Source organism: Streptomyces sp. NTD91 (assembly GCF_059510455.1).
In genome coordinates this window covers 15,914-38,715 of the sequence record NZ_JCAJZW010000002.1, presented here as the reverse complement: position 1 = coordinate 38,715, position 22,802 = coordinate 15,914, and the positions used below count along the sequence as shown (strand labels likewise).

At 72.7% G+C, this 22,802-nt stretch carries 21 protein-coding genes; 19 read left to right on the top strand and 2 right to left on the bottom strand.

Annotated features, from left to right (window positions below; translation table 11 throughout):
- Positions 1-32: 32 nt before the first annotated feature.
- The 9 genes from otsB (at position 33) to AC5WRT_RS02845 (ending at position 10,024) form a co-directional block, all read left to right on the top strand.
- Complete coding sequence (gene otsB, locus AC5WRT_RS02885; protein ID WP_496094546.1) at positions 33-947, top strand: trehalose-phosphatase; 915 nt, start codon at positions 33-35, stop codon at positions 945-947.
- On the top strand, positions 944-1,942 hold the full coding sequence (locus AC5WRT_RS02880) for a ParB/RepB/Spo0J family partition protein (RefSeq protein ID WP_496094545.1): 999 nt from the start codon (positions 944-946) through the stop codon (positions 1,940-1,942). The genes otsB and AC5WRT_RS02880 overlap by 4 nt, the downstream gene beginning before the upstream one ends.
- Before the next feature lie 162 nt (positions 1,943-2,104).
- Positions 2,105-3,316, top strand: coding sequence for an acyl-CoA dehydrogenase family protein (locus tag AC5WRT_RS02875; protein ID WP_496094544.1), 1,212 nt, complete (start codon positions 2,105-2,107; stop codon positions 3,314-3,316).
- Between the two features lie 59 nt (positions 3,317-3,375).
- Positions 3,376-4,443 carry a zinc-dependent alcohol dehydrogenase gene (locus AC5WRT_RS02870; protein ID WP_496094543.1) on the top strand — a complete coding sequence of 356 codons (1,068 nt, stop codon included), beginning with the start codon at positions 3,376-3,378 and terminating at the stop codon, positions 4,441-4,443.
- A gap of 123 nt (positions 4,444-4,566) precedes the next feature.
- Positions 4,567-5,520, top strand: a complete 954-nt coding sequence (locus AC5WRT_RS02865) for an IS481 family transposase (protein WP_496099899.1) — start codon at positions 4,567-4,569, stop codon at positions 5,518-5,520.
- Positions 5,521-5,612: 92 nt separating this feature from the next.
- Positions 5,613-7,133: an alpha,alpha-trehalose-phosphate synthase (UDP-forming) gene (locus AC5WRT_RS02860; protein WP_496094542.1), complete on the top strand. Its 1,521-nt coding sequence runs from the start codon at positions 5,613-5,615 to the stop codon at positions 7,131-7,133.
- Positions 7,134-7,230: 97 nt separating this feature from the next.
- Positions 7,231-8,148, top strand: coding sequence for a UTP--glucose-1-phosphate uridylyltransferase GalU (gene galU / locus AC5WRT_RS02855; RefSeq protein WP_496094541.1), 918 nt, complete (start codon positions 7,231-7,233; stop codon positions 8,146-8,148).
- Positions 8,149-8,208: 60 nt separating this feature from the next.
- Positions 8,209-8,715 carry a flavin reductase family protein gene (locus AC5WRT_RS02850; protein WP_496094540.1) on the top strand — a complete coding sequence of 169 codons (507 nt, stop codon included), beginning with the start codon at positions 8,209-8,211 and terminating at the stop codon, positions 8,713-8,715.
- Positions 8,716-9,235: 520 nt separating this feature from the next.
- Positions 9,236-10,024, top strand: a complete 789-nt coding sequence (locus AC5WRT_RS02845; protein ID WP_496094539.1) for a Gfo/Idh/MocA family protein — start codon at positions 9,236-9,238, stop codon at positions 10,022-10,024.
- 30 nt (positions 10,025-10,054) lie between these two features.
- Here AC5WRT_RS02845 and AC5WRT_RS02840 read toward each other — a convergent pair whose 3' ends face one another.
- Positions 10,055-10,657 carry a CGNR zinc finger domain-containing protein gene (locus tag AC5WRT_RS02840; RefSeq protein WP_496094538.1) on the bottom strand — a complete coding sequence of 201 codons (603 nt, stop codon included), beginning with the start codon at positions 10,655-10,657 and terminating at the stop codon, positions 10,055-10,057.
- Positions 10,658-10,809: 152 nt separating this feature from the next.
- Between AC5WRT_RS02840 and AC5WRT_RS02835 the strand changes: the two genes are divergently transcribed.
- Positions 10,810-12,069, top strand: coding sequence for an MFS transporter (locus AC5WRT_RS02835; protein ID WP_496094537.1), 1,260 nt, complete (start codon positions 10,810-10,812; stop codon positions 12,067-12,069).
- Positions 12,070-12,312: 243 nt separating this feature from the next.
- Complete coding sequence (locus AC5WRT_RS02830) at positions 12,313-13,839, top strand: GMC family oxidoreductase (RefSeq protein ID WP_496099898.1); 1,527 nt, start codon at positions 12,313-12,315, stop codon at positions 13,837-13,839.
- A 107-nt stretch (positions 13,840-13,946) separates the two neighbouring features.
- On the opposite strand, the gene AC5WRT_RS02825 is transcribed toward AC5WRT_RS02830, so the two are convergent.
- Positions 13,947-15,662, bottom strand: a complete 1,716-nt coding sequence (locus AC5WRT_RS02825; protein ID WP_496099897.1) for a chitinase — start codon at positions 15,660-15,662, stop codon at positions 13,947-13,949.
- 360 nt (positions 15,663-16,022) lie between these two features.
- Here AC5WRT_RS02825 and AC5WRT_RS02820 point away from each other — a divergent pair, with 360 nt between their 5' ends.
- The 8 genes from AC5WRT_RS02820 to AC5WRT_RS02785 are packed head-to-tail and all read left to right on the top strand — an operon-like array spanning position 16,023 to position 22,797.
- Positions 16,023-16,853 (top strand): hypothetical protein, encoded by an 831-nt coding sequence (locus AC5WRT_RS02820; protein ID WP_496094643.1) that lies wholly within the window; start codon positions 16,023-16,025, stop codon positions 16,851-16,853.
- A 57-nt stretch (positions 16,854-16,910) separates the two neighbouring features.
- Entirely contained in the window at positions 16,911-17,618 is a 708-nt protein-coding gene (gene cpaB / locus AC5WRT_RS02815; protein WP_496099896.1) for a Flp pilus assembly protein CpaB, read from the top strand.
- Between the two features lie 12 nt (positions 17,619-17,630).
- Complete coding sequence (locus tag AC5WRT_RS02810; protein ID WP_496099895.1) at positions 17,631-18,863, top strand: CpaE/TadZ family protein; 1,233 nt, start codon at positions 17,631-17,633, stop codon at positions 18,861-18,863.
- Between the two features lie 7 nt (positions 18,864-18,870).
- Positions 18,871-19,248 carry a TadE/TadG family type IV pilus assembly protein gene (locus AC5WRT_RS02805; protein WP_496094532.1) on the top strand — a complete coding sequence of 126 codons (378 nt, stop codon included), beginning with the start codon at positions 18,871-18,873 and terminating at the stop codon, positions 19,246-19,248.
- Position 19,249: 1 nt separating this feature from the next.
- Complete coding sequence (locus tag AC5WRT_RS02800; protein WP_496099894.1) at positions 19,250-19,591, top strand: TadE/TadG family type IV pilus assembly protein; 342 nt, start codon at positions 19,250-19,252, stop codon at positions 19,589-19,591.
- A 16-nt stretch (positions 19,592-19,607) separates the two neighbouring features.
- Entirely contained in the window at positions 19,608-20,945 is a 1,338-nt protein-coding gene (locus tag AC5WRT_RS02795; RefSeq protein ID WP_496094530.1) for a TadA family conjugal transfer-associated ATPase, read from the top strand.
- 6 nt (positions 20,946-20,951) lie between these two features.
- Positions 20,952-21,896: a type II secretion system F family protein gene (locus AC5WRT_RS02790; protein WP_496094529.1), complete on the top strand. Its 945-nt coding sequence runs from the start codon at positions 20,952-20,954 to the stop codon at positions 21,894-21,896.
- 13 nt (positions 21,897-21,909) lie between these two features.
- On the top strand, positions 21,910-22,797 hold the full coding sequence (locus AC5WRT_RS02785) for a DUF5936 domain-containing protein (protein WP_496094528.1): 888 nt from the start codon (positions 21,910-21,912) through the stop codon (positions 22,795-22,797).
- Positions 22,798-22,802: the final 5 nt, after the last annotated feature.

The following is a 22,802-nucleotide window of genomic DNA, read 5'->3' as shown; positions in this document are numbered from 1 at the left end:
GCACGTCATGGACATCCAGGGGGACATTTCCCATGACCAGTACGCCCTCGTTCTCTCCTGCCCGGAAACCGGAAGAAGCGCTGGTACGGCGCTTGGCCGCGGCCGGTTCGGCGCACCTTCCGTCCTCGGGCGCCGACTGGCTGGAGGCACTGCTGCGCGCCCCGGAACAGGCCGTCGTGGCCGTCGACTTCGACGGCACCCTCGCGCCGGTCGTGCCCGACCCCGCGGCGGCGCGGCCCCTGCCCCGGGCTGTGGCGGCGCTCACCGCCCTGGCCCGAAGAGGCGTGCGCGTCGTGATCGTGACAGGCCGCCCCGCCGGGTACGTGGTGGCCGCGGCCGGCCTGCGGACCGGTGCCGCCGAGCCGCCCGTCACCGTGCTCGGCCACTACGGGCTGCAGCGCTGGGATTCGGCGACCGGCGAACTGCGCTCGCCCGCGCCGCATCCGGCGATGGCCCGGGTACGGACCCGCCTGCACCGGCTGGTGGCCGGCCACGGCATCCCCGCCCGGATCGAGGACAAGACCCACAGCCTCTGTCTGCACACCCGTGCGTGCCCGGATCCCGCCCACGCCCTACGGCTGCTGGAACCGCCGGCGCGTGCCCTGGCCGACGGCCTCGGACTGCGCCTGGAAAAGGGGCGCTTCGCCCTGGAGGTGCGCCCGGCCGGTGTCGACAAGGCCACGGCGCTGGCCGCCTTCCTGGCCGAGCGGCCGGTGCGCGCGGTGCTGTACGCGGGCGACGACCTCGCCGACCTCCCGGTGGCCCGGATGCTGGCGGACCGCCGCGCGCACGGCGCACCGGCCCTCGTCGTCCACAGCGCGCCCGCGTGCCCCGGCGAGGTCGTCACGGCTCTCCAAAACAGCTCCGACCTGCGGGTGTCCGGTCCGGTCGGGGTCGCAGAGCTGCTCACCGCCGTCGCCAGGGCCCTGCGGGAGGGCCGACCATGACCGCGCCGACGACTCCCGGGCGCAGCGGCTCAGCGGCGCCCCGGACGGAGCGGGTGCCCCTCTCGGCGCTGGCGCCCGCCGACTCGCCCCGGGCCGGGGAGGTCGACCTCGCCTACGCGAGGTCACTGATGGCGCTGCCGGAACTGCCGCCGATCCTGGTGTGCCGGCGCACGATGCGGGTCATCGACGGCATGCACCGGTTCACGGCGGCACTGCTCGCCGGGCGCGCCGAGGTCGAGGTGCGCTACTTCGACGGCGACCAGGAGGAGGCGTTCGTCCAGGCCGTGCAGGCCAATCTGCACCACGGGCGGCGACTGTCCCAGCAGGAGCGGACCGCGGCTGCCCGCCGCATCCTGGCCGCCTACCCGCAGTGGTCGAACCGGTCGATAGCCCAGGCGGCCGGGCTGTCCACGAAGACGGTCGCCGCGATCCGGCGCAGTTCATCCGGTGACGGGCCCCAGTTGAACACCCGGGTGGGGCGGGACGGACGGGCGCGCCCGGTGGACCCGTCCGCCGGACGGCAGCGGGCCGCGGTCTACCTGCGCGACCATCCGGACGCGTCCCTGCGGAAGATCGCCTCCGCCGCCCAGGTGTCCGTGGGCACCGCCCGTGACGTGCGGGCCCGGGTGCAGCGGGGCGAGGACCCCGTCGCACGCAAGGACACCTGTACCCCGGCCGCGCCCCTCCCGTTGGCCTCGGTCGCCCACGGCCGACGCGACGCGGCCTCCCGCGACCAGGACCCGCCGGCCCAGGGCCGGCGCCGTACCCCGGCCTCCGACCCCCTCGCCGCCCTCGCCCGCGACCCCTCGTTGCGGTTCTCGGAACCGGGACGGCGGCTGCTGCGTCTGCTCGACAACCGCGCACTGGTGGACGGCGGTTCCCAGACCCTGCTCGCGGCCGTGCCCCGGCACAGCAGGGCCGTGCTGGTCGCCGCCGTGCACCAGCACATCGACCTGTGGCTGTCGTTCGTCACCGTGCTCGACCAAGCAAGCTGAACACGCGCTTTCCCCGGAGCGGCCGGCGTCCTCGACGCCGGCCGCTCCCGCTGTGCGGGCGCACGCGCACGAGCGGCCTCGACGGCGCTCTCCCGCACCGGAGTTCCCGTATTGAACAGGCCTTCGCGCTGCCTACGCTCCGAGCGACCCGAGGAGGTGGGCATGGCACACAACCACGACGGCGAGCAGCCTCTCGCCCTGATCGACGAAAAGCCCGTGCCGGCACAGACGGCTCAGTGGCTCTCCCGCGTCGAGGAGATCGCCCCCGTCATCGAGAAGTGGCGCGAGGAGGGCGAACGGCAGCGGTTCTCCCCGCTCCCGGTGTTCGAGGCGCTCCAGGGAGCCGGCATCCATCGCATGCTGGTCTCCCGTGACCTCGGCGGCTCGCAGGTGTCGCTGGAGACCGGTTCGCACGTGCTGCAGGCGCTGGCCCGCATCGACCCGGCCGTCGCCTGGCAGATGGGCGTGCAGGCCGCCATCGGCCGACTCTCGGACTACCTGCCCGAGCCGGCGGCGCGCGAGCTGTTCCTGGAGCAGGACCAGTTGGTGGTCGGATCGGTCAACCCCACCGGCACGGCCGAGGCCGTCGACGGCGGCTACCGCCTCAGCGGACGCTGGGGCTTCGCCAGCGGCTCGGCGCACGCCGCCTGGCTGGTGTGCGCGGCCCGGACCACCGCCGGCGGCGCACCGCGGCCCACCGGGCACGGCCCCGAGATCCGGATGCTGTTCGTCCCGAAGTCCGCCGTACGGATGCTGGACAACTGGCACACCCTGGGACTGCGCGGCACGGGCAGCGAGGACTACGAGATCGACGACGTCTTCGTCGCCGAGCAGTACACGGTGGACCAGCGGGCCATGTTCGCCCCGCCCCCGACACGCCCGTCCCGCGGCTACGGCATCAGCTACTACGACTTCGGCCTGTTCGGGTCGTCGTCGACCGTCCTCGGCGCTGCCCGTGGCGCGCTGCGCGAGTTCCAGCGGCTCGCCACCGCCAAGAAGCCGATGGCCGGCACGGCCACGCTCGCGGCGAGCCACACCGCGCAGGAGCGGTACGCCCGGGCCGAGGCGCAGGTGCGGGCCGCCCGGCTGCTGCTGGCGGACGCCGCCTGGCACGCCGAACGGTGCGGCGAGACGGGCGGGGACGCGCTGAGCGCCACCGTCCGGCTGGCCGCGTCCACCGTGGCCGAGCTCTCCTGCGCGGCGATCGCCAGCCTGTTCACCGTGGCGGGCACCTCGTCGCTGTACGCGAGCAGCATGCTCGAACGCTACTTCCGCGACGCGCACTCGGCCGCCAAGCACATCACCCTGTCGCCGACCAACGTCGAGATGACCGGCCAGTACCTCCTCGGCGGCGGCCTCGCCATGCGCCGCTGACCCGGCCCACGCCCGGCCCCGCTCCTGACCGAAACCGTGATCCGCCCGGAAGGACAACCATGCCGACCATGAAGGCCTTTCAGCTCGTAGCCCCGCGCCAGACGGTCCTCGCCGAGGTGCCGCGCCCGGCCGTACCCGCCGACGGACTGCTGCTGCGCACCCGCTGCGTGTCGATCTGCTCGACCGACATCTCCTTCTTCGAAGGGCACCTCTTCCCTTCCGAGTACCCGATCATCCTCGGGCACGAGTACCTCGGCGAAGTCGTCGAGAAGGGCCCGGAGTTCACCCGTTCCGACATAGGGATCGGCGACCGGGTCGTGTACTGGGGGCAGACCGACTTCGGCGGGTTCGCCGAGTACCGCTCGCTGCGCCCGATCTTCTCCGGGGAGATCAAGGAGGACGTGTTCTGGGCCGACCGGAACTTCAGCGACGACCTGCGGGCCGCCGCCGTCAAGGTGCCCGACGCCCTGGACGACCTGCAGGCGTCCTTCATCGAACCCACCACCGGCGCGCTGCGTTCGATCCTCGCCAACCCGCCGAAGATCGGCGACAAGGTCCTCATCATGGGCACCGGACCGATCGGCATCATCGCCGGCAGCGTCATCAAGCGTCTGCTCGCCCCGAACCTGGTGGTGTCCGTCGACGCCAACCCGGTGCGCAACCGGCACGCCGAGGAGCACTTCTCCGAGCGCGCCTACCTGCCCGAGGAACTCATCGCGGAGGTCGACGAGAACACCTTCGACTACGTCTTCGACGCGCTGCCCACCGTCCAGGTCGACGACGAGGAGAAGGACCCCCGCCGGGTGGCCATGCGGCGGCTGAAGCCCAAGGGCCGGTACGTGCTGTACGGCGCATCCCAGGAGATGCAGAAGTTCGACACCTGGCTGATGCTCGCCAAGGGCATCAACATCAGCGCCTCGCCCTTCGACGTCACCGCGTTCCCGATGCACCACTCCGCGAACGTGATCCAGGCGGCCATGCAGATGCTGCTGTCGGGCATCGTCGACGGCAAACGCCTGCTGTCCACCGTGCACCGGTTCGGCGACTACGACGGCCTGGTCGAGATCTTCAAGAACTACCGCAGCACCACCGACCTGAAGACGATCGTCGACTTCCGCGCCGCCTAGATGTTCTGTCTCGGGAGGTTGTGGACGGGTGAGCCAGGTCTCGGCTGAGGGATCTTGAACGGGTGAGGGCCTTCCGGTTCGGTGTGGATTGCGACATCTCCACCGAAGCAACGAAAGGCCCTCATGCCCCACCGTAATGCACCCCTGACGGAGACCGGACGACTGCGCCTGGCCCGCTGCGTGGTCGAGGACGGCTGGCCCCTGCGCCGGGCCGCCGAACGCTTCCAGGTCTCGCCGACCACGGCCCAGCGGTGGGCCGACCGCTACCGCCGGCTCGGCGAGGCGGGCATGACCGACCGATCCAGCCGCCCTCGCCACAGTCCGCGCCGCACCCCGACCCGCACCGAGCGCCGCATCATCAAGGTCCGGCTCCTGCGCCGGTGGGGACCGGCCCGCATCGCGCACCTGCTGAATCTGGTGCCCTCCACCGTGCACCGCGTCCTGACCCGCTACGGACTGGCCCGCCTCGCCCATCTGGACCGGGCGACGGGCCGGGTCATCCGCCGCTACGAACGAGACCGGCCCGGCGAACTCGTCCACGTCGACATCAAGAAGCTCGGCAACATCCCCGACGGCGGCGGTCACAAGGTTCTCGGCCGGGCTGCGGGGCGCAAGAACCGGGCGAACGCCGGCTACAGCTACCTGCACACCGCCGTCGACGACCACTCCCGCCTGGCCTACAGCGAGATCCACGCCGACGAGAAGAAGGAAACCGCGACCGGCTTCTGGCAGCGGGCCCACGCCTACTTCACCGAGTGCGGGATCACCGTCGAGCGGGTCCTGACCGACAACGGCTCCTGCTACCGCTCACGCAACTGGCGCGAAGCGCTGGCAGCAGCCGGGATCGCCCACAAGCGGACCCGGCCCTACCGGCCGCAGACCAACGGCAAGGTCGAGCGCTTCAACCGCACCCTGCTCGACGAATGGGCCTACGCCCGCCCCTACCGCTCAGAACAGGAACGACGCGACGCCTTCCCCGACTGGCTGCACACCTACAATCACCACCGCGGACACACCGCGCTGAAAGGCCAACCACCCGCCAGCCGCGTCCCCAACCTCACAGGGCAATACACCTAGACCAATCCCCCCGCACATGCTGCCGAGCCCGGCGGGCGCCCGAATCCCCGCCGTGTCCGCCGGGTCCGGCCCCCGCAGAAGGGAAGCAGGACGTGGACACCCCAAGGCCCGGTCGCACCGCCGGCGAGCACCGGCAGGCACCCGCGGCGTCCGACGCGGACTTCGTCGTCGTAGCCAACCGCCTCCCCGTCCACCTCGACACGAGCGAGGCGGACGCACCGCGCTGGCGGCGCAGCCCGGGCGGACTGGTCAGCGCTCTGGAACCGATCCTGCGGACCCGGCGGGGCGCCTGGGTCGGCTGGGCCGGCACCGTCAACGGCGGCGACCGCCCCACCCTGCCGGATGAGGACATCCGGCTGCACCCGGTGCCCCTCGCCGAGGACGAGTACCGGGACTACTACGAGGGATTCTCGAACACCACGCTGTGGCCGCTGTTCCACGACGTGGTCGTGCCGCCCGACTTCGACCAGGCCTGGTGGCACAGCTATCTGCGGGTCAACCAGCGGTTCGCCCGGCACACCGCCGCCCTGGCCGCACCCGGCGCCACCGTGTGGGTCCAGGACTACCAGCTGATGCTGGTCCCGGCGCTGCTGCGGACCCTGCGCCCCGATGTGCGGATCGGGTTCTTCCTGCACATCCCCTTCCCCCCGCCGGAACTCTTCCTCCAGCTGCCCTGGCGCGACCAGATCGTGGACGGCCTGCTCGGCGCGGACCTGGTCGGCTTCCAACTGCCGGGCGGCGCCCAGAACTTCCTGCAGCTGGTGCGCCGGCTGCGCCGGGGCGGCAGCGTGGGCCGCGCCTCCCGCTCGTCCCTGCTGGGCCGCGTGCTCGTGCGCGGCCGGGAGGTCCGCGTCGGTGCCTTCCCGATCTCCGTCGACACGGCGGGCCTGGAGGAACTGGCCCGCAGCAAGGCCGTACGGGACCGAGCCCGGCAGATCCGCCGGCAGCTGGGCGAGCACCGGAGGATCATGCTGGGCGTCGACCGGCTCGACTACACCAAGGGCATCGACCAGCGGCTGTGCGCCTTCCGGGCGCTCCTGGCCGACGGCCGGGCCGGCGCGCGGGACACCGTCCTGGTGCAGATCGCCACCCCGAGCCGGGAACGGGTCGAGCACTACCGGCGCCAGCGCGCCCGGACCGAGGCCCTGGTCGGGCAGATCAACGGGACGTTCGGGCAGGTCGGTCGGTTCCCGGTGCACTATCTGCACACCACGGTCGGCCGCGCCGAACTCGCCGCCCTCTACGGCGCCGCCGACGTCATGCTCGTGACGCCGCTGCGCGACGGGATGAACCTGGTCGCCAAGGAGTTCGTCGCCGCCCGCCCCGACCTGGGCGGGGCACTCGTCCTCAGTGAGTTCGCCGGTGCCGCACACGAACTGACCCGGGCACTGCTGGTCAATCCGCACCATCCGGCCGAACTCCAGGACGTCATGGCCGCCGCCCTCGGCCAGGACCCGGCACAGGGACGCCGCCGGATGCGGGACCTGCGGCAGCGCGTCCGGGAACGCGACGTCCACCACTGGGCCCGCTCCTTCCTCGCCGTGCTGCACGCCGGTGGCGGCGCGCTGCCGTCCGACTCCGGCGACTCGCCGCAGGCCGCGGTCGTCGCGTAACGGCCGGCGCGCCGGGAGCCGGCCGGCTCACTCCTCGGCATCACACCACCCCGCCACCGTCCCGAACCGCCCGACCCCGACCACGCGGAGACCTCCCATGCCCGCCACACCCCCGCCATCGCCGCGCGTCCGCAAGGCCGTCATCCCGGCCGCCGGGCTGGGCACGCGCTTCCTGCCCGCGACCAAGGCCACCCCGAAGGAGATGCTGCCCCTCGTCGACAAGCCCGCCATCCAGTACGTGGTCGAGGAGGCCGTCGCCGCCGGGCTGGACGACGTCCTCATGGTCACCGGCCGTGGCAAGCGCGCCCTGGAGGACCACTTCGACCGCAACGCCGAGCTGGAGGCGGTCCTCACCGGCAAGGGCGACACCGCCCGGCTCGACCTGGTGCGCGCCGCGACGGACCTCGCCACCGTCCACTACGTGCGCCAGGGCGACCCCAAGGGCCTCGGGCACGCGGTGCTGTGCGCCGCGCCGCACGTCGGCGACGAGCCCTTCGCCGTACTCCTCGGCGACGACCTGATCGACCCGGCCGAGCCCCTCCTCGCGCACCTGACCGGTCTGCGCGAGGAACTGGGCGGCAGCGTCATCGCCCTGATGGACGTCGGCGCCGGGCACATCCACCGCTACGGCTGCGCCGCGGTCGAGCCCGCCGGCCCGGGCGGCGTCGTACGGGTGACCGACCTGGTCGAGAAACCGGAGGCGGGCCGCGCGCCCAGCACCCTCGCGGTCATCGGCCGCTACGTCCTTGATCCCGGTGTCTTCGAGGTGCTGGCCAAGACGGAACCCGGGCGCGGCGGCGAGATCCAGCTCACCGACGCCCTGCGCATCCTGGCCCGCGATCCCGGGATCGCCGGCCCGGTGCACGCGGTGGTCTTCACCGGCCATCGCTACGACACCGGTGACCGCGGCGAGTACCTGCGCGCCACCGTCCGCCTCGCCTGCGCGCGCGAGGACATCGGCCCGGAGTTCCGAGCCTGGCTGCGGACGTTCACCGCGCGGGAACTCGCCGCCTGAGCCGGAACCGCACTTCCACCGCCCCAACCGTGAGTCACGCCCGAGGAGGCGTCGTATCCCATGTCCGTCGCTGCCGAAGAACTCGACTTCACTCGCGCCATGGCCCGTGTCCCCGGCCCCGTGGTCGTCACCACCACGGTCGACGAGAGCGGTCGCCACTGGGGTTTCACCGCGAGTTCCTTCGTCTCCCTGTCCCTGGCCCCGCCCCTGGTGACGGTCAGCCTGGGGAAGAAGGCCAGTACGCACGCCGCCTTCACCGTCGCCGGCCACTTCATGGTCAACGTCCTGGCCCACGACCAGGCGGACATCGCCCGGCGCTTCGCGACCTCCGGCATCGACCGGTTCGCCGCCGGGGACACTGTCCCCCTGGAGCGGGGGCTGCCGGGCGTCCCGGAGGCGGTGGTCCGGCTCGTGTGCCGCATGCACGACGTCGTGGACGGCGGCGACCACAGCATCCTGGTCGGCCGGGTCCTGGACTGCGTCACCGCCGCCGGCCGCGAGGCACTGGTGTACGTCGACCGGGGCTTCGTCCGCACCGTGGCCCAGGAAGCCGTCCGTGCCCGGTGACCGCGCTCCGGCCGGGGCTCCGCGCCGGCCGAGGGTCGCGGTCCTGGGCACGGCGCATCCCCATCTGGCCGACCACCTGCACGCGCTGTCCGGCCGTGCCGAGGTGTGTGCCGTGTACCCGGGGCGCCATCCGACGGGCGCTTCCCGCGGGGCCGACCTGCCCGGCGGGGCCGCCGGGTCCGTGGAGGGCGCAGGGTTCCTCGGGGCAGCCGGGTCTTTCAGGGCCGACCCGTCGTGTGGGGCCGCCGGGGCTGCGGGGGCCGACGGGTCCTTCGGAGCAGACGCGCCTGTCGGGGCCGCCGGGGTGCGAGGAGCGCGCGGCCTGCCCGGGCCGCCGGGGCCACCCGTGCCACCCGGACCACCGGGGTCGACGGGGCCACATGGTCTGCCAGGGCCACCGGGACCACCCGAGCCATCCGGATCACCCGGGGCATCGGGGCTCCTGGGGATGCCTGGACCACCAGGGCTCCCTTCGCCACCAGGCGCACCGGGACCGCTCGGGCTGTGTCGCGTTCCCCTGGTGGCCGAGCCCGGTGCTGCTCTTGCCGATGCCGACCTGGCTCTGATCTGCTCCACGACCGCCGAGCACGCGGAGCTGGTCACGGCCGTGGCGCGGGCCGGACTGCCGGTCCTCGTCGAGAAACCCCTCGCGGCCACCGCCGCCGAGGCGGAGGACCTGGCCGGACGGCTCACGGCGGCCGGGGTGCCGGTCGCCGTGGCGATGTTCCTGCGCCGTGCCCCCGGGCTGTGCAGGGCCGCAGAGTTCCTGGCCGACGGCCGGCTCGGCCGGCTCGTGGCGTGCGACGCCCGGTTCACCCATCCCGGGCTCCAGGACGGCCTGTTCGCCGGGGACGCGGCGTGGATGCTCAGCCCCGCGTGGGGCGGCCGGGGCGCCTTCGCCGATCTCGGTGTGCACCTGGTGGACCTGCTGCGCCGGCTCAGCCCCGACGCCCCACTCCGGGTGCGCGCCGCCGCGCTGTCCCCGCTGCCGACGGGCGGGCCGGGGGACGCCGGCGGCACCGCCCTGCTGGAGTGGGGCTCGGTCCCGGCCACCCTGCACGCGGGGTGGACGTCGTACCCGGGCGGCGTACGCCTGGTGCTCGAGGGGACGCGGGGAACGCTGCGCGTCGACGGTGGCGACCTGACGCTGACGACGGCGGACGGGATCCTCCGGGAGTCGCGTCGACCGCCGGCCGCGGGCGACGCGACGACCGCCTTCCTGTCGGACCCCCGGGAGCCGGCGGGCCTGGAGGACGCCGTGGCGTGCGCGCGCGTCATGGAGGCGGTGGCCGAGGCGGCCGCCGTATGACGCGCTGTGGTCACGCATGGTGCGGGACGGTCAACTCGACGCTGCCGAGGTGTGCTTGCTGCGCCAGGCGTTCTTCTTGGCCTGGTTGCCGCACGCGTCCATCGAGCACCAGCGCCGGTTGCCCGGGCGTGAGGTGTCCAGGAACCACGCGGCGCAGCGCGGTCCGGCGCAGGCCCGCACCCGCTCCAGCGCGGCGGAGGTCGCGAGGTCGAGCGCGTCGCGGGCGATCGCGGTGAGGACGGCGCCCACGGGATCGCCGGCGGTGTACGTCACCGAGCCGTCCTCGCCGAGCACCGGAACGGGAGGCGAACCCGCGGCGGCCCGGTTCAACAGGGCGCGCTCGTCCGGCGAACAGCCGGCGGGGCTCTCCCCGCGGGCCGCCGTCAGCAGCGCGTACACCGCCTCCCGCAGCCGCCGCGCCTGGTCGAGCACGTCCTGCGTCGGGGCCGGGACGGTCACGTCGTCCGGAAAGGGCCCCAGTTGGGCGACCCAGGCGGCCAGTGCCCGAGGGGTCGGGAGTTCCTCGCTGGCGCCGTCCATGCCGCGCAGCCGGAGCGTGCGCATGAAGTCGAGGCAGAGCCGCCCGGCGCCGCTGCGGAAGCGCGGTGCCGGGGGCGCGGGGGGGAGAGCCATGAAAACCACCCTACTCCGGAACCGGTTTTACTGGTACCTTCGGGGAACCGGTTAAACCGGTTCGGGGGGTGGGCGGCCTTCTGCCGCCGCCTCCCGTCTCCGTTCTCTTCCGTTCTCCTCCGTCCCCCTCCTTCCTTGTCGAGGTGTGTGTCGTGTCCGCTGGCCCTCCTTCCTCCGTCGCGCCGACGCTGAGCAGGCGTCTGATCCTGCTGCTCTCCCTCGCCTGCGGCGTCGCGGTGGCCAACATCTACTTCCCGCAGGCGATCAGCCCGCTCATCGCCAAGAGCCTGCACGTGTCGGCGGCCTCCGCGGCCGTCGTCGTCACCTGCGCCCAACTCGGTTACGCGGCGGGCATCTTCCTGCTGGTGCCGCTCGGTGACCGGCTGCGGCACCGCGGACTGATCACCACCCTGCTGCTGATCACCTGCGCCGGGCTCGTGCTGGCGGGGACGGCCTCGTCCCTGCCCGTCCTCGCCGTCGCCAGCGCCCTGGTCGGTCTGACCACGGTGGTGCCCCAGATCCTCATCCCGATGGCGGCGGGACTGACCGAGCCCGAGCGCCGCGGCGCGGTCACCGGTACCTTGCTGTCGGGCCTGATCGGCGGCATCCTGCTGGCCCGCACCTTCTCCGGCACCCTGGGCGACTGGCTGGGCTGGCGCGCCCCCTACCTCGTGGCGGCGGGCCTGGCGCTCGTCCTGACGCTGGCGATGGCCGCCGCGCTCCCGCGTACGACGCCCAGCACCGACCAGCGCTACCCGGCCCTCCTGGGTGCCACGCTGCACCTGCTGCGCACCGAACCACTGCTGCGGCGCTCCTGCCAGTACCAGGTCCTGGTGTTCGCCGCGTTCAGCGCCGCCTGGACCGCGCTCGCCCTGTACATCACCGGCCCCGACTACGACCTGGGCACCCCGGCCGTGGGTGTGCTGGCCCTGGTGGGCGCGGCGAGCATGTTCGCCACGCCGATCGCCGGCCGGCGCACGGACCGGCGCGGGCCCGACGCCGTGAACCTGGTCTGCATGGTCGGCGCGATCGTCGCCGCCGCCGTCCTGCTGACCGGCCGCCTGGGCGGCGCCGCCGGACTGATCGGCCTGGGGGCGGGGATGCTGCTGCTCGACGTGGCCATGCAGTCGGGCCAGGTCGCCAACCAGGCCCGCATCTTCGCGCTGCGCCCGGAGGCCCGCGCACGCCTCAACACCGCGTACATGACCTGCGCGTTCCTCGGCGGCAGCGCCGGATCCTGGCTGGGCGTGCGCGCCTACTCCGCCTTCGGCTGGAACGGCGTGTGCGGCCTGGTCGCCCTCCTGGCGGGCCTCGCCCTCCTCCGCCACGCCCTGCGCCGCCGCCCGGTCACCCCCGCCGAGGTCCCGGCTCCGGCGCCCGCCGGCACGAACGGCGTACCGGCAGCCCGCTGAGCCACGCCACGTCACCCCACCGACCGCCTGCAGCCGGGCCGCCGGTCACGGATCACCGATCACCGCACGCAGTCCACCGCACGCAGTTCACCGCAACGGTTCACCACCCACAGATCACCGCACACAGCAAGGAGCTGTCATGGCTGTCACGGTCGAGAGACTCCGCCGGAAGAGCACCACCTGGGGAGTGAGCACGCCGCCGCCTCCGGCTGCCGCCGCCCCGGTCCGAGAGGCGGTCGCCCGGTGAGCCGGTGGGACTACGTCATCGTCGGGGCCGGCTCCGCCGGATGCGTGCTCGCCGACCGGCTCAGCGCCGACGGCACGGCGCGGGTGCTGCTGATCGAGGCCGGCACCGGGAACCCGGAGACCCGCCCCGAGGTGCGGGTGCCGATCCTGTTCCCGCGTCTCTTCGGCGGCGGCCTCGACTGGAACTTCGCCACGACCCCGCAGCCGGGCCTGGCCGACCGCGTCATCCCGATCCCGCGGGGCAAGGCGGTCGGCGGCTCCTCGGTGATCAACGCCCAACTGTGGACCCGCGGCCACCGCGCGGACTACGACGCCTGGGCCGAGGCGGGCCTGGCCGGCTTCGGCCACGCCGACCTGCAGCCGTACTTCGAGCGGGCCGAGCAGCGGATCAGCCTGGCGGGGCTGCGCTATCCGCTGCCGGTGACCCCGGCGTTCGTCAACGCCTGCGCCCGCCTGGGCCACACCCCGGCGGCGGAGACCCAGGAGGGCTACGCCCTGGCCCGCGCCACCCACAAGGACGGCCTGCGGCACAGTTCGGCGGACGCCTACCTGGGCCCCGCCCGGCAGCGACCGAACCTCACCGTGCTGGCGGACACGCTGGTGCGCCGCGTGCTGTTCGAGGGCACGCGCGCCACGGGCGTCGAGGTGGAGAACGCGTCGGGGACCGAGCGCCTGCACGCCTCGCGCGAGGTCGTCCTCTCGGCCGGATCCGTCGGCAGCCCTCACCTGTTGCTGCTCTCCGGCGTCGGCCCCGCCGAGGAACTCGCCCGGCACGGGGTCCCGCTCGTCCACGACCTGCCCTCGGTGGGCCGCGAGCTGACGGACCACCTCCTGGTGCCCCTCGCCTTCGAGGCCGTGGGCTTCCAGTCGCCCGGAGCGACGGCAACGCCCGGACAGATCGACCAGTACCTGCGGGACCGCTCCGGCACCCTGGACTCGATCATCTCCGAGGCGCTGCTGTTCCTGCGCACGAGCGAGGAACTCGACGCCCCGGACATCGAGGTGGTCCACCTGGTCGTGCCGCTGGGCGAGCACGAACGGCCGGCGGCCCACGGAATGGCGCTGGGCGTCATCCTGCTGCGCCCGCGCAGCCGCGGCACGATCAGCCTGCGCAGCGCCGATCCGCACGACGCCCCGCTGATCGACCCCCGCTACCTGTCCGACGAGGCGGGTGACGACCTGGCGACCCTGGTGAACGGCATACGCGCCGCCCAGCGCATCCTGAGGCAGCCGGACCTCGCCCAGTGGCTGGGCAAGCCGCTCACGGACGGCGCGCTCTCCGACGACCTGGACGAGATCATCGCCTACGTCCGTGCCACCGGCGGCAGCATCCACCACCTGGTGAGCACCTGCCGGATGGGCACGGACGAGCACGCGGTGGTCGACCCCGAGTTCCGGGTGCGGGGCCTGACGGGCCTGCGCGTGGTGGACGCCTCCGCGATGCCGACCCTGGTGCGGGCGCACACCCACGCCCCCGTCACCATGCTCGCCGAACGCGCCGCGGACGTACTCCTCCAGGCGTGATCCCCTCCCCGCGAACCGCCCCGACCGGCAATCCCCCGGCCGGTCGGGGCACCCGCGTGAACGCCCGGGCCGAACGGCCCGGGCGTCGGCGCCGGGCACGGCCCGCGTCAGGGCAGCGCGTGCACATGCGCCCCCACCGCGTTCGACCACGCGTTCCCCGCCGACGCGTCCCAGTTCGTCGACCAGGTCATCGCGCCGCGCAGGTCCGGGTAGGTCCTGGACGGCTTGAACGAGCCGCAGTCGGTGGCCGCGGCCAGGCAGTCCAGGGCGTTGTTCACCACCGTCGGTGAGACGTAGCCGCTGCCCGCCGCGCTCGTCGAAGCGGGCAGGCCGAGGCCGACCTGGGAGGGGGCGAGGCCGCCCCGGAGCTGGATGCAGGCGAGGGCGGTGAGGAAGTCGACGGACCCCTGGCTGTGGACCTTGCCGTCGCAGCCGAGCATCGAGCCGCTGTTGTAGTACTGCGTGTTGACGACTGTGAGGATGTCCTTGATGTTCAGGGCCGTCCGGAAGTAGGAGTTCGACGTCGACTGCATGTCGATGGTCTGCGGGGCCATCGTGATGACGAGGGACGGACCCGCCTTCGACGACAGGGCGCGCAGGGCCTGCGTCATGTAGGTGGCGTCGAGGCCGTTCTCCAGGTCGATGTCGACGCCGTCGAACCCGTACGTCTGCATCAGCGAGTAGACCGAGTCCGCGAAGTTCGTCGCCGACGCGGAGTCATTGACGGACACCGTGCCGTTCTGGCCGCCGATCGAGACGACGACCTTCTTGCCGGCGGCCTGCTCGGCCCTGATGTCGGCCTTGAACTGGTCGACGGTGTAGCCGCCCAGGCCGGAGGAGTCCAGGTTGAACGTCACGGCACCCGGCGTCGAGGTCGCGTCGGCGAAGGCCACCGCGATGATGTCGTAGGCGGACGGCACATCGGACAGCTTCTGCACCGCCGCGCCGTTGTTGAAGTTCTGCCAGTAGCCGGTCACGGCGTGCCTGGGCAGGGAGCTGCCTCCGCCGCTGCTGCCGCCGGAGGCCGTCGTACCCGTCACCGCCGCCGACTTCGCCGACTCGCCGGCCGCGTTCGTCGCCGTCACCTGGAAGGAGTACGACGTCGACGCCGACAGGCCGGTCACCGTGGCGGACGCTCCCGTCACCGCGGTCACCTGGGCGCCGTCGCGGTAGACGTTGTAGCCCGTCGCCCCCGACACCGCGCTCCAGGACAGCGACACCGATGACGACGTCGTACCGGAGACGGACAGGCCGTTCGGCGCGGCCGGGACGGTCGGGACCGGGTCGCCGCCCCCGCCGCCGTCGGGGCCGTAGACCGAGACGTCGTCGGCATAGTAGGCCGCCTGGCCGTACCAGCCGTGCGTGTAGACCGTGACGGACGAGGTCGACGCACCGGTGGTGAACGTCGTCGACAGCTGTTTCCAGGAGGTCGTGTCCGGCGTCCAGGTGGACACGTCCGTGGTGCCCGTGCCCGTCACGCCCAGGTAGGAGTAGCTGCCCTGCACCCAGGCGCTCAGCGTGTACGTCGAGTTGGGCGCGACCGCGACCGTCTGGGTGCACTGGGCGTCGTCCTGGCCGGCCGGGGTCGCCTCGAGCGCGGAGGAGCCGGAGTGCACCGGGGAGGAGACGGTCGTACCGCTGCCGGCCGTGCACGTCCAATCGGCGAGGCCCGACTCGAAGCCCGCGTTCCTCACGTTGTTGACGTCCGCCGCGGAGGCCGGGGCCGCGGCGAGCCCGGCGACGGAGAGGGCCAGAGCCGTGGCGGCGGACCAGAGGGTGATTCGGCGTCCGCGGGGTCTGGGTATGCCTGGTGCATGGTCCACTGGGGCCTCCGGTGGGGGAAGTCGGATGGGGCGGGAGCGCCTTGGGAGATGAGGGGGGAGATGCGGTGGCCACCGTCCGGCTCCAAGTTGGTCCAGACCAATCGGGGTGTCAAGAGGTCCAGACCAAAACCGTTTCCGTGTCGCCGCACAAGCTGTCCGGATTTGGCGGGAGTTGTGCCCACAGAGTTCCACGCGAGCTTCACGAACGCTGTTCTCCGGTCATACGGCCGTGGTTACAGTGCTCACGTAGTCACGCAGTGAAGTCGTCCCGGCGCACAGGAGTGACCTTCCGGTGGGCCGGCGGATGGGAAGAGCGGGGAGCTGCGCGTGCCCACTGCCATTGCCGTCACCAGTGCCGACATGGCACTGCCGGCGCAGGACGAACGGACCGTGCCGGCCGTCGTGCTGGGCGGTGTCGACCAGCGCCCGCTCGAGCACGCCCTCGTCGAACTCCACACCCTGACCGAACAGTACGGATACGTGATCGTCCTCTGCTCGGCCGCCACCCCCGAGCCCGTCGTGCGCCGGCTGCACACCCTGCGCTCGCTGCTGGAGAGCGACCGCATCGCCGTGTTCCGCCCCGAACTGCCGCCGCTCGCCGTCGCCGTGCTCGCCCGCCAGCTGCGCCAGCTGGCCTCCTGCGACCTGAGCCCCGGCGTGCTCGCCTCCGCCGGCCGGCTGCTCACCCATTACCTGCACGCCGGGGCCGTCCTCGCCTCCGTCGCCAAGCTGGACCGGGTGCCGGTCGGACTGAAGGCGCACGCCAAGTCCTGGATGCCCGGCAACCAGTTCGCGGTACTCGCCCACCCGGAACCGCAACTGGTGCGCATCGGGCCCGGCGCCACCCTCAAGGGACCCGAGTTCAACACCTGGATGCTCGTCGCCAAGGGACAGCAGGCCCAGGGCGACTGGGTCACCGGGCTCGCCGGGCGGTGGAGCGTGCACGGGCTGCGCGAGGTCCCGCTGCCCGCCGAGTCCCCCGTGTGGTGGGGCACCGGCCGCATGACCGAGTTCTGCAGCTACCTCGCCGACCTGTCCGTGCTCTACCAGCTCGTCACGTCGGTACGGCAGACCGCCTGCCACTGGTGCGGACTCGACGTCATCGGCGACCGCTGCGTCTTCTGCTCCGCCACCCCGCCCGCGTACGAACCCGCCCCGCCCCGCGCCCTGGAACAGCGCACGCCCGCCTGACCCGCCCCGTACGTTCCCACCCGCTCGACCGATTCCCCCAATGAGGTTGCACGGTTCATGAACTCCCGTCAGCGCCGCGGCGTGATACTCCTGATCCTGTCGGTCCTGTGCGCTCTCGGCGCGTTCGCCGGCGTGCTCTCCGTCGTCCATGACGTCGACTCCAAGGTCGGGCCCGAGGTCAGCGCCTACCGGGTGAAATCCGACGTGAAGCCGTACACCGCCCTGGACGCGGGCCAGTTCCAGAAGATCGAGATGCCCAAGCGGTGGCTCTCCGGCAACGCCGTCACCGACCTGCGCCAGATCCAGGGCAAGATCGCGGTCACCACCCTGCGCAGGGGCTCCCTGCTCCAGACCGACATGATCGTCGACCAGCCCGCCCTCCAGCCCGGACAGCAGGAGGTCGCCATCATGATCGACGCGGCCACCGGAGTGGCAGGGAAGATCACCCCGGGCTCGCACGTCAACGTGTACGCCACCTTCGCGGGCAGGAAAGAGGGCGACCCGGACCAGTCGAAGATCATCGTCACCGACGCCCGGGTCCTGGACGTCGGTCAGATCACCGCCCTCGACCCCGACCAGAGCAAGAACCAGCAGCAGCCCGGCGAGGCCGTCCCCATCACCTTCGCGCTGTCCACCCTCGATGCCCAGCGCATCACCTACGCCGAGTCCTTCGCCCAGCGCGTCCGGCTCGCCCTGGTGGCGCCCGGCAGCGAGACCAGCGTCCCTGACAAGGACCGCACCTACGAACTCGCGACGGACAAGTGAGAGGCGGCCCGCATGCCCACCAGGATTCTCCCGGCCGGCGCGGACCCGGACGCCGTCCGCTCCCTGACCACCCTGCTCAGCCAGCTCCCCGACGCCGAGCCCCAGCCACCGGTCGGCGACTCCACCCAGCTCGTCGACCACCTCGCCCGGCTCGCCGCCGAGTCCGTCGACGAACTCCCGGAAGTGGTCGTCGTCCACGAGCGCATCGGTCCGGTCCCGGCCCTGGAGCTGATCCGCGAGGTCGCCCTGCGCTTCCCGGCCGTCGGCGTCATCCTCGTCACCACCGACGCGAGCCCCGGCCTCTTCTCCGCGGCCATGGACTCCGGCGCCCGCGGCCTGGTCCCGCTCCCGCTGTCGTACGAGGAACTCGCCAGCCGCGTCCAGGCCGTCGCCCAGTGGTCGACGGGGGTACGGCGCCATCTCGGACACGGCGCCGAGCTGTTCGGCGGAGCCGGTGGCACGGTCGTCACCGTCAGCGGCGCCAAGGGCGGCGTCGGCGCCACGCTCACGGCCGTCCAGCTGGCCCTCGCCGCACAGGCCTCCGGCCGGCCGACGGCCCTGGTCGACCTCGACCTCCAGACCGGGGACATCGCCTCCTACCTGGACATCCAGTTCCGGCGGTCCGTGGTGGACCTCGCCGCCATCACCGACATCTCGCCCCGTGTCCTCGCCGACGCCGTCTTCCGCCACGACACCGGGCTCGCCCTGCTCCTCGCCCCCGCCGAGGGCGAACGCGGCGAGGAGGTCACCGACCGCGCCGCCCGCCAGATCGTCAGCGCCCTGCGCTCCCGCTACGAGGTGGTCGTCGTGGACTGCGGCGCCCAGCTGAGCGGCGCGGGGGCCGCCGTGGTGGAGATGGCCGACACCGCGCTGCTGGTCACCACGCCCGACGTGATCGCCGTACGCGCCGCGAAACGGACCGTGCGGATGTGGGACCGGCTGCAGATCCGCAAGGCCGAGGAGACGACGGCCGTCGTCAACCGGCACACACGCGGCACGGAGATCCAGCCGGCGCTGGTGCAGCGCATCACCGGCACCGCCCTCACCCGCACGGCGATTCCGGCCAATTTCAAGGAACTTCAAGCCGTCGTGGACGCCGGGCGGGTCCATGAACTGGACAGCAGGAGCACGGTCAAGCAGGCCCTGTGGGCGCTCGCCGGAGAGCTGGGACTGGTGCGGGCTACCGAAGGGGCGCACCGGGGGAGCGGGCGCGGCCCGGGCGGATTCCGGCGGCGGAAGGAGTGAGCGGGCCATGAGGAGGCCGGGCGGCGACCGGGGACAGGTCAGCATCGAGTTCCTCGGCATGACGCCGCTGATCATCCTGACGCTGGTGCTCGTGTGGCAGGCCGTGCTCGTGGGATACACCTTCACGCTCGCCGGGAATGCTGCCGACGAGGCCGTGCGGGCGGGGACGGCGGTGCCGCCGGGCGGGCGGCAGGCGGCCTGCTCGGCGGCGGGGCTCAGGCACCTGTCGGCGGCATGGAGGGGGAGTGCTGCGGTGTCCTGCGGCGGGAGCGGCTTTGTGACGGCCGACGTCAGGCTGCACGTCCCCGTCCTCTTCCCCGGGCTGATCGACTTCCCGGCCGCTGTGACCGGCCACGCCGGTGCCGTCGAGGAGGTGAAGCACTGAGATGCCGTACCGCCGTGGAGGCGACCGGGGCCAGGTCGCCATCGAGTACCTCGGGTTCATCCCGGTCCTGCTGATCGTCGGCCTGGCCGGCATCCAGATCGGGGCCGTCGCCTACGCCGCCGAGCAGGCCGGTACGGCGGCCCGGGCGGGGGCCCGCGCCGCCTCGCTACGGCAGGACGCCCAGCAGGCATGCTCCGAGGCCGTCAGCGGCGCCCTCACCGTGACCTGCTCGTCCGGCGCAGGAGGCGACACCGTGACCGTCACCGCACGGGTCCACATCCCCAGGGTCGTCTGGGACTTCGGCGACGCGACCAAGACCGCGACCATGCCGCTCGACCACTGACCGAGGAGGTGCCGACATGAGCCTGCGAGCACGCATCACCACCCCCGAGGAGCACGCCGGCCGGGGCGAGGACGGGCATCTGGTCGCCTCGTACCGTGCCAAGCTGCTGGAGGAGATCGACCTCGCGGAGATGAGCGCGCTGGCCGCCGCCGAGCGCAGGGCGCGGCTCGAGCGGGTGCTGGGGCACATCATCAGCCGCGAGGGCCCGGTGCTGTCGACGGTGGAACGCGCGCAGTTGATCCGCCGGGTGGTGGACGAGGCGCTGGGCCTCGGCATCCTGGAGCCCCTTCTCGAAGACGCGTCGATCACCGAGATCATGGTCAACGGCCCCGACGCGATCTTCGTGGAACGCGGCGGCCGCGTCGAGCAGTTGCCGCTCCGGTTCGCGTCCTCCGACCAGCTCATGCAGACCATCGAGCGGATCGTGTCCACGGTCAACCGCCGGGTGGACGAGTCCAATCCCATGGTGGACGCCCGCCTGCCCTCCGGCGAGCGCGTCAACGTCATCATCCCGCCGCTGTCCCTGACCGGCCCCGTCCTCACCATCCGCCGCTTCCCGCGCTCCTTCACCCTCGAGGAGCTGATCTCCTTCGGCTCGCTGGACGAGCACATGGTGTATCTGCTGGCGGGCCTCGTCCAGGCGAAGTTCAACATCATCGTCTCGGGCGCCACGGGCACGGGAAAGACGACCCTGCTGAACGCGCTGTCGGGCCTGATCCCGTCCCACGAGCGCATCATCACCATCGAGGACTCCGCCGAACTCCAGCTTCAGCAGGCGCACGTGGTCCGGCTCGAGTCGCGGCCCCCGAACGTCGAGGGCAAGGGCCAGGTCACCATCCGCGACCTGGTCCGCAACTCCCTGCGCATGCGGCCCGACCGGATCGTGGTCGGCGAGGTCCGCGGCGGAGAGTCCCTCGACATGCTCCAGGCCATGTCGACCGGCCACGACGGCTCGCTGGCGACGGTCCACGCCAACAGCGCCGAGGACGCCCTCACCCGGCTCCAGACCCTCGCCTCCATGTCCGACGTCGAGGTGCCCTTCGTCGCCCTGCACGACCAGATCAACAGCGCCGTCGACGTCATCGTCCAGCTCACCCGGTTCGCCGACGGCGCCCGCCGCATCACCGAGATCGCCCTGCTCGACAGCCACGGCGGGGAGCCGTACCGGCTGGCGACCGCGGCCCGCTTCGACGCCCAGCCCATGACCCCCGACGGCCGCGTCCACGGCAGCTTCCGGTACTTCCCGCTGCCCCGCCGCACCGCCGACCGCCTCTACATGGCGAGCCAGCCCGTCCCCCAGTCCTTCGGAGTCGCCCACTCCGTGGACCAGCTCGCCACCCGACAAGCCAGGTAGGCCCCCATGGAACTCCACACCCTCGTCCGGGTCACCACCGGCGTGACGCTGCTGACCTGCGTCCTCGCGGTGGCCGGGGTGCACGCCTACGCCGCGGGCCGGGCCCGGCGCGCCGCCCTCGTGGACCGGCTCAGCCACACCGGCCCCGTCCCGGCCACCGGCCGCAGTCGCCGCTTCCGCGACCTGGACCGACGGCTGCGCCGTACCCGCTTCGGCCGCCGGCTGGAACTCCGGCTGGCCGCGACAGGACTGGACGTGACACCGGGCGAGTTCTTCGTCTGCATGCTTGCGGCCGTCGCCGCGCTCTGGCTGATCGGCCAGGCCACCCTGGCCCCCTTCTTCGGCCCGCTCGCCGGCCTGCTCGGCATCTGGGCGGCGGTGCAGTTCCTCAACTGGCAGCGCCAGAAACGCATCGAGCGCTTCATCAACCAACTCCCCGAACTGGCACGCATCCTGGCCAACGCCACCCAGGCGGGGCTCGCCCTGCGCACCGCGATCGGCATGGCGGCCGAGGAGCTGGAGGCCCCGGCGGGCGAGGAACTGGCCAAGGTCGCCGACCAGCTGGCCATCGGGCAGTCCCTGGACGACGCGCTGGGCGAACTGGCCGACCGTCTCCCCTCCCGCGAACTGGTCGTCCTGGTCACCACCCTGGTGCTGTCGAACCGCGCCGGCGGCCAGGTCGTGTCCGCCCTGCGGAACCTCACCGAGACCCTGGAGGAACGCAAGGAGACCCGGCGCGAGATCCGCACCCAGCTCAGTCAGGTGACCATGACGTCGTACGCCGTCCCCGTCCTCGGCGTCGGCGCGCTGTTCCTGATGAACGGCGTCAAGGACGGCGCGCTGGCCCGCATGACCGGGTCACCGATCGGCCAGGGCTGCGTGCTGATCGCCTTCGCGATGTACGCCGTCGGGTTCGTCCTCATCCGCCGCCTGAGCCGGATCGACGTGTGAGGAGGTGCATCCGATGGGTTTCCTGCTCGCCCTGCTGATGGGCCTCGGCGTCTGGGGCGCCTTCACCGGCATCCGCATGTACCGCACGGACGCCAGGCTCCCCGGCGACCTGGCCGTGGCCCTGGAGGTCGGCGCCACCCGCACCGGCGCGGTCGGCTCCGTCGTCGACCGCATGGGCATGCGCTACGCACCCGCCGTCCTGCGCCTGATGGGCCCGCGCCTGGTCGCCAGGTACCGCCGCAAGATCGACCTCGCGGGCAACCCCGGCGGCCTGACCCTCGACCGCTACGCGGCCCGCCGCGCCGTGTACGGCGCACTGGGCGCCGTCGGCTGCCTGGTGTTCCTGCTGCGGGGCCAGTGGTTCGTGGCAGTACTGCTCCTGCTCTTCGGCGCGTTCTGGACGGAGGTCGGCATCTGGTCGGCGATCCGGGTCCGCAAGGACGTCATCGAGCGCACCCTGCCGGACTTCCTGGACGTGCTCGCGGTGGTGGTCGGCGCCGGCCTCGGCTTCCGCCAGGCCCTGGACCGCGTGGCCTCCCGGTACGAGGGCCCCTGGGCGGACGAACTGCGCATCACCCTGCGCCAGATGGACCTCGGCATGAGCCGCCGCCAGGCCTTCGCCGAACTGCGGCGCCGTAACGACTCCGAGCAGGTGGCGATGTTCGTGACCGCGTTGCAGCAAGGGGAGGAACTGGGCGCGCCGATCGTCGACACGCTGGTCTCCCTGGCGAAGGACATGCGCCGCACCGACGCCCAGAACGCCCGCCGCAAGGCCGCCCGCGCGGTGCCCAAGGCCACGCTGATGATCACCACGTTCATGGTCCCGGCCACGATGCTGCTGCTGGGCGCCGGCCTGGTCCTCGGCTCCGGTGTGGACTTCGGCTCGCTCACGGGGAAGTGAGGCGG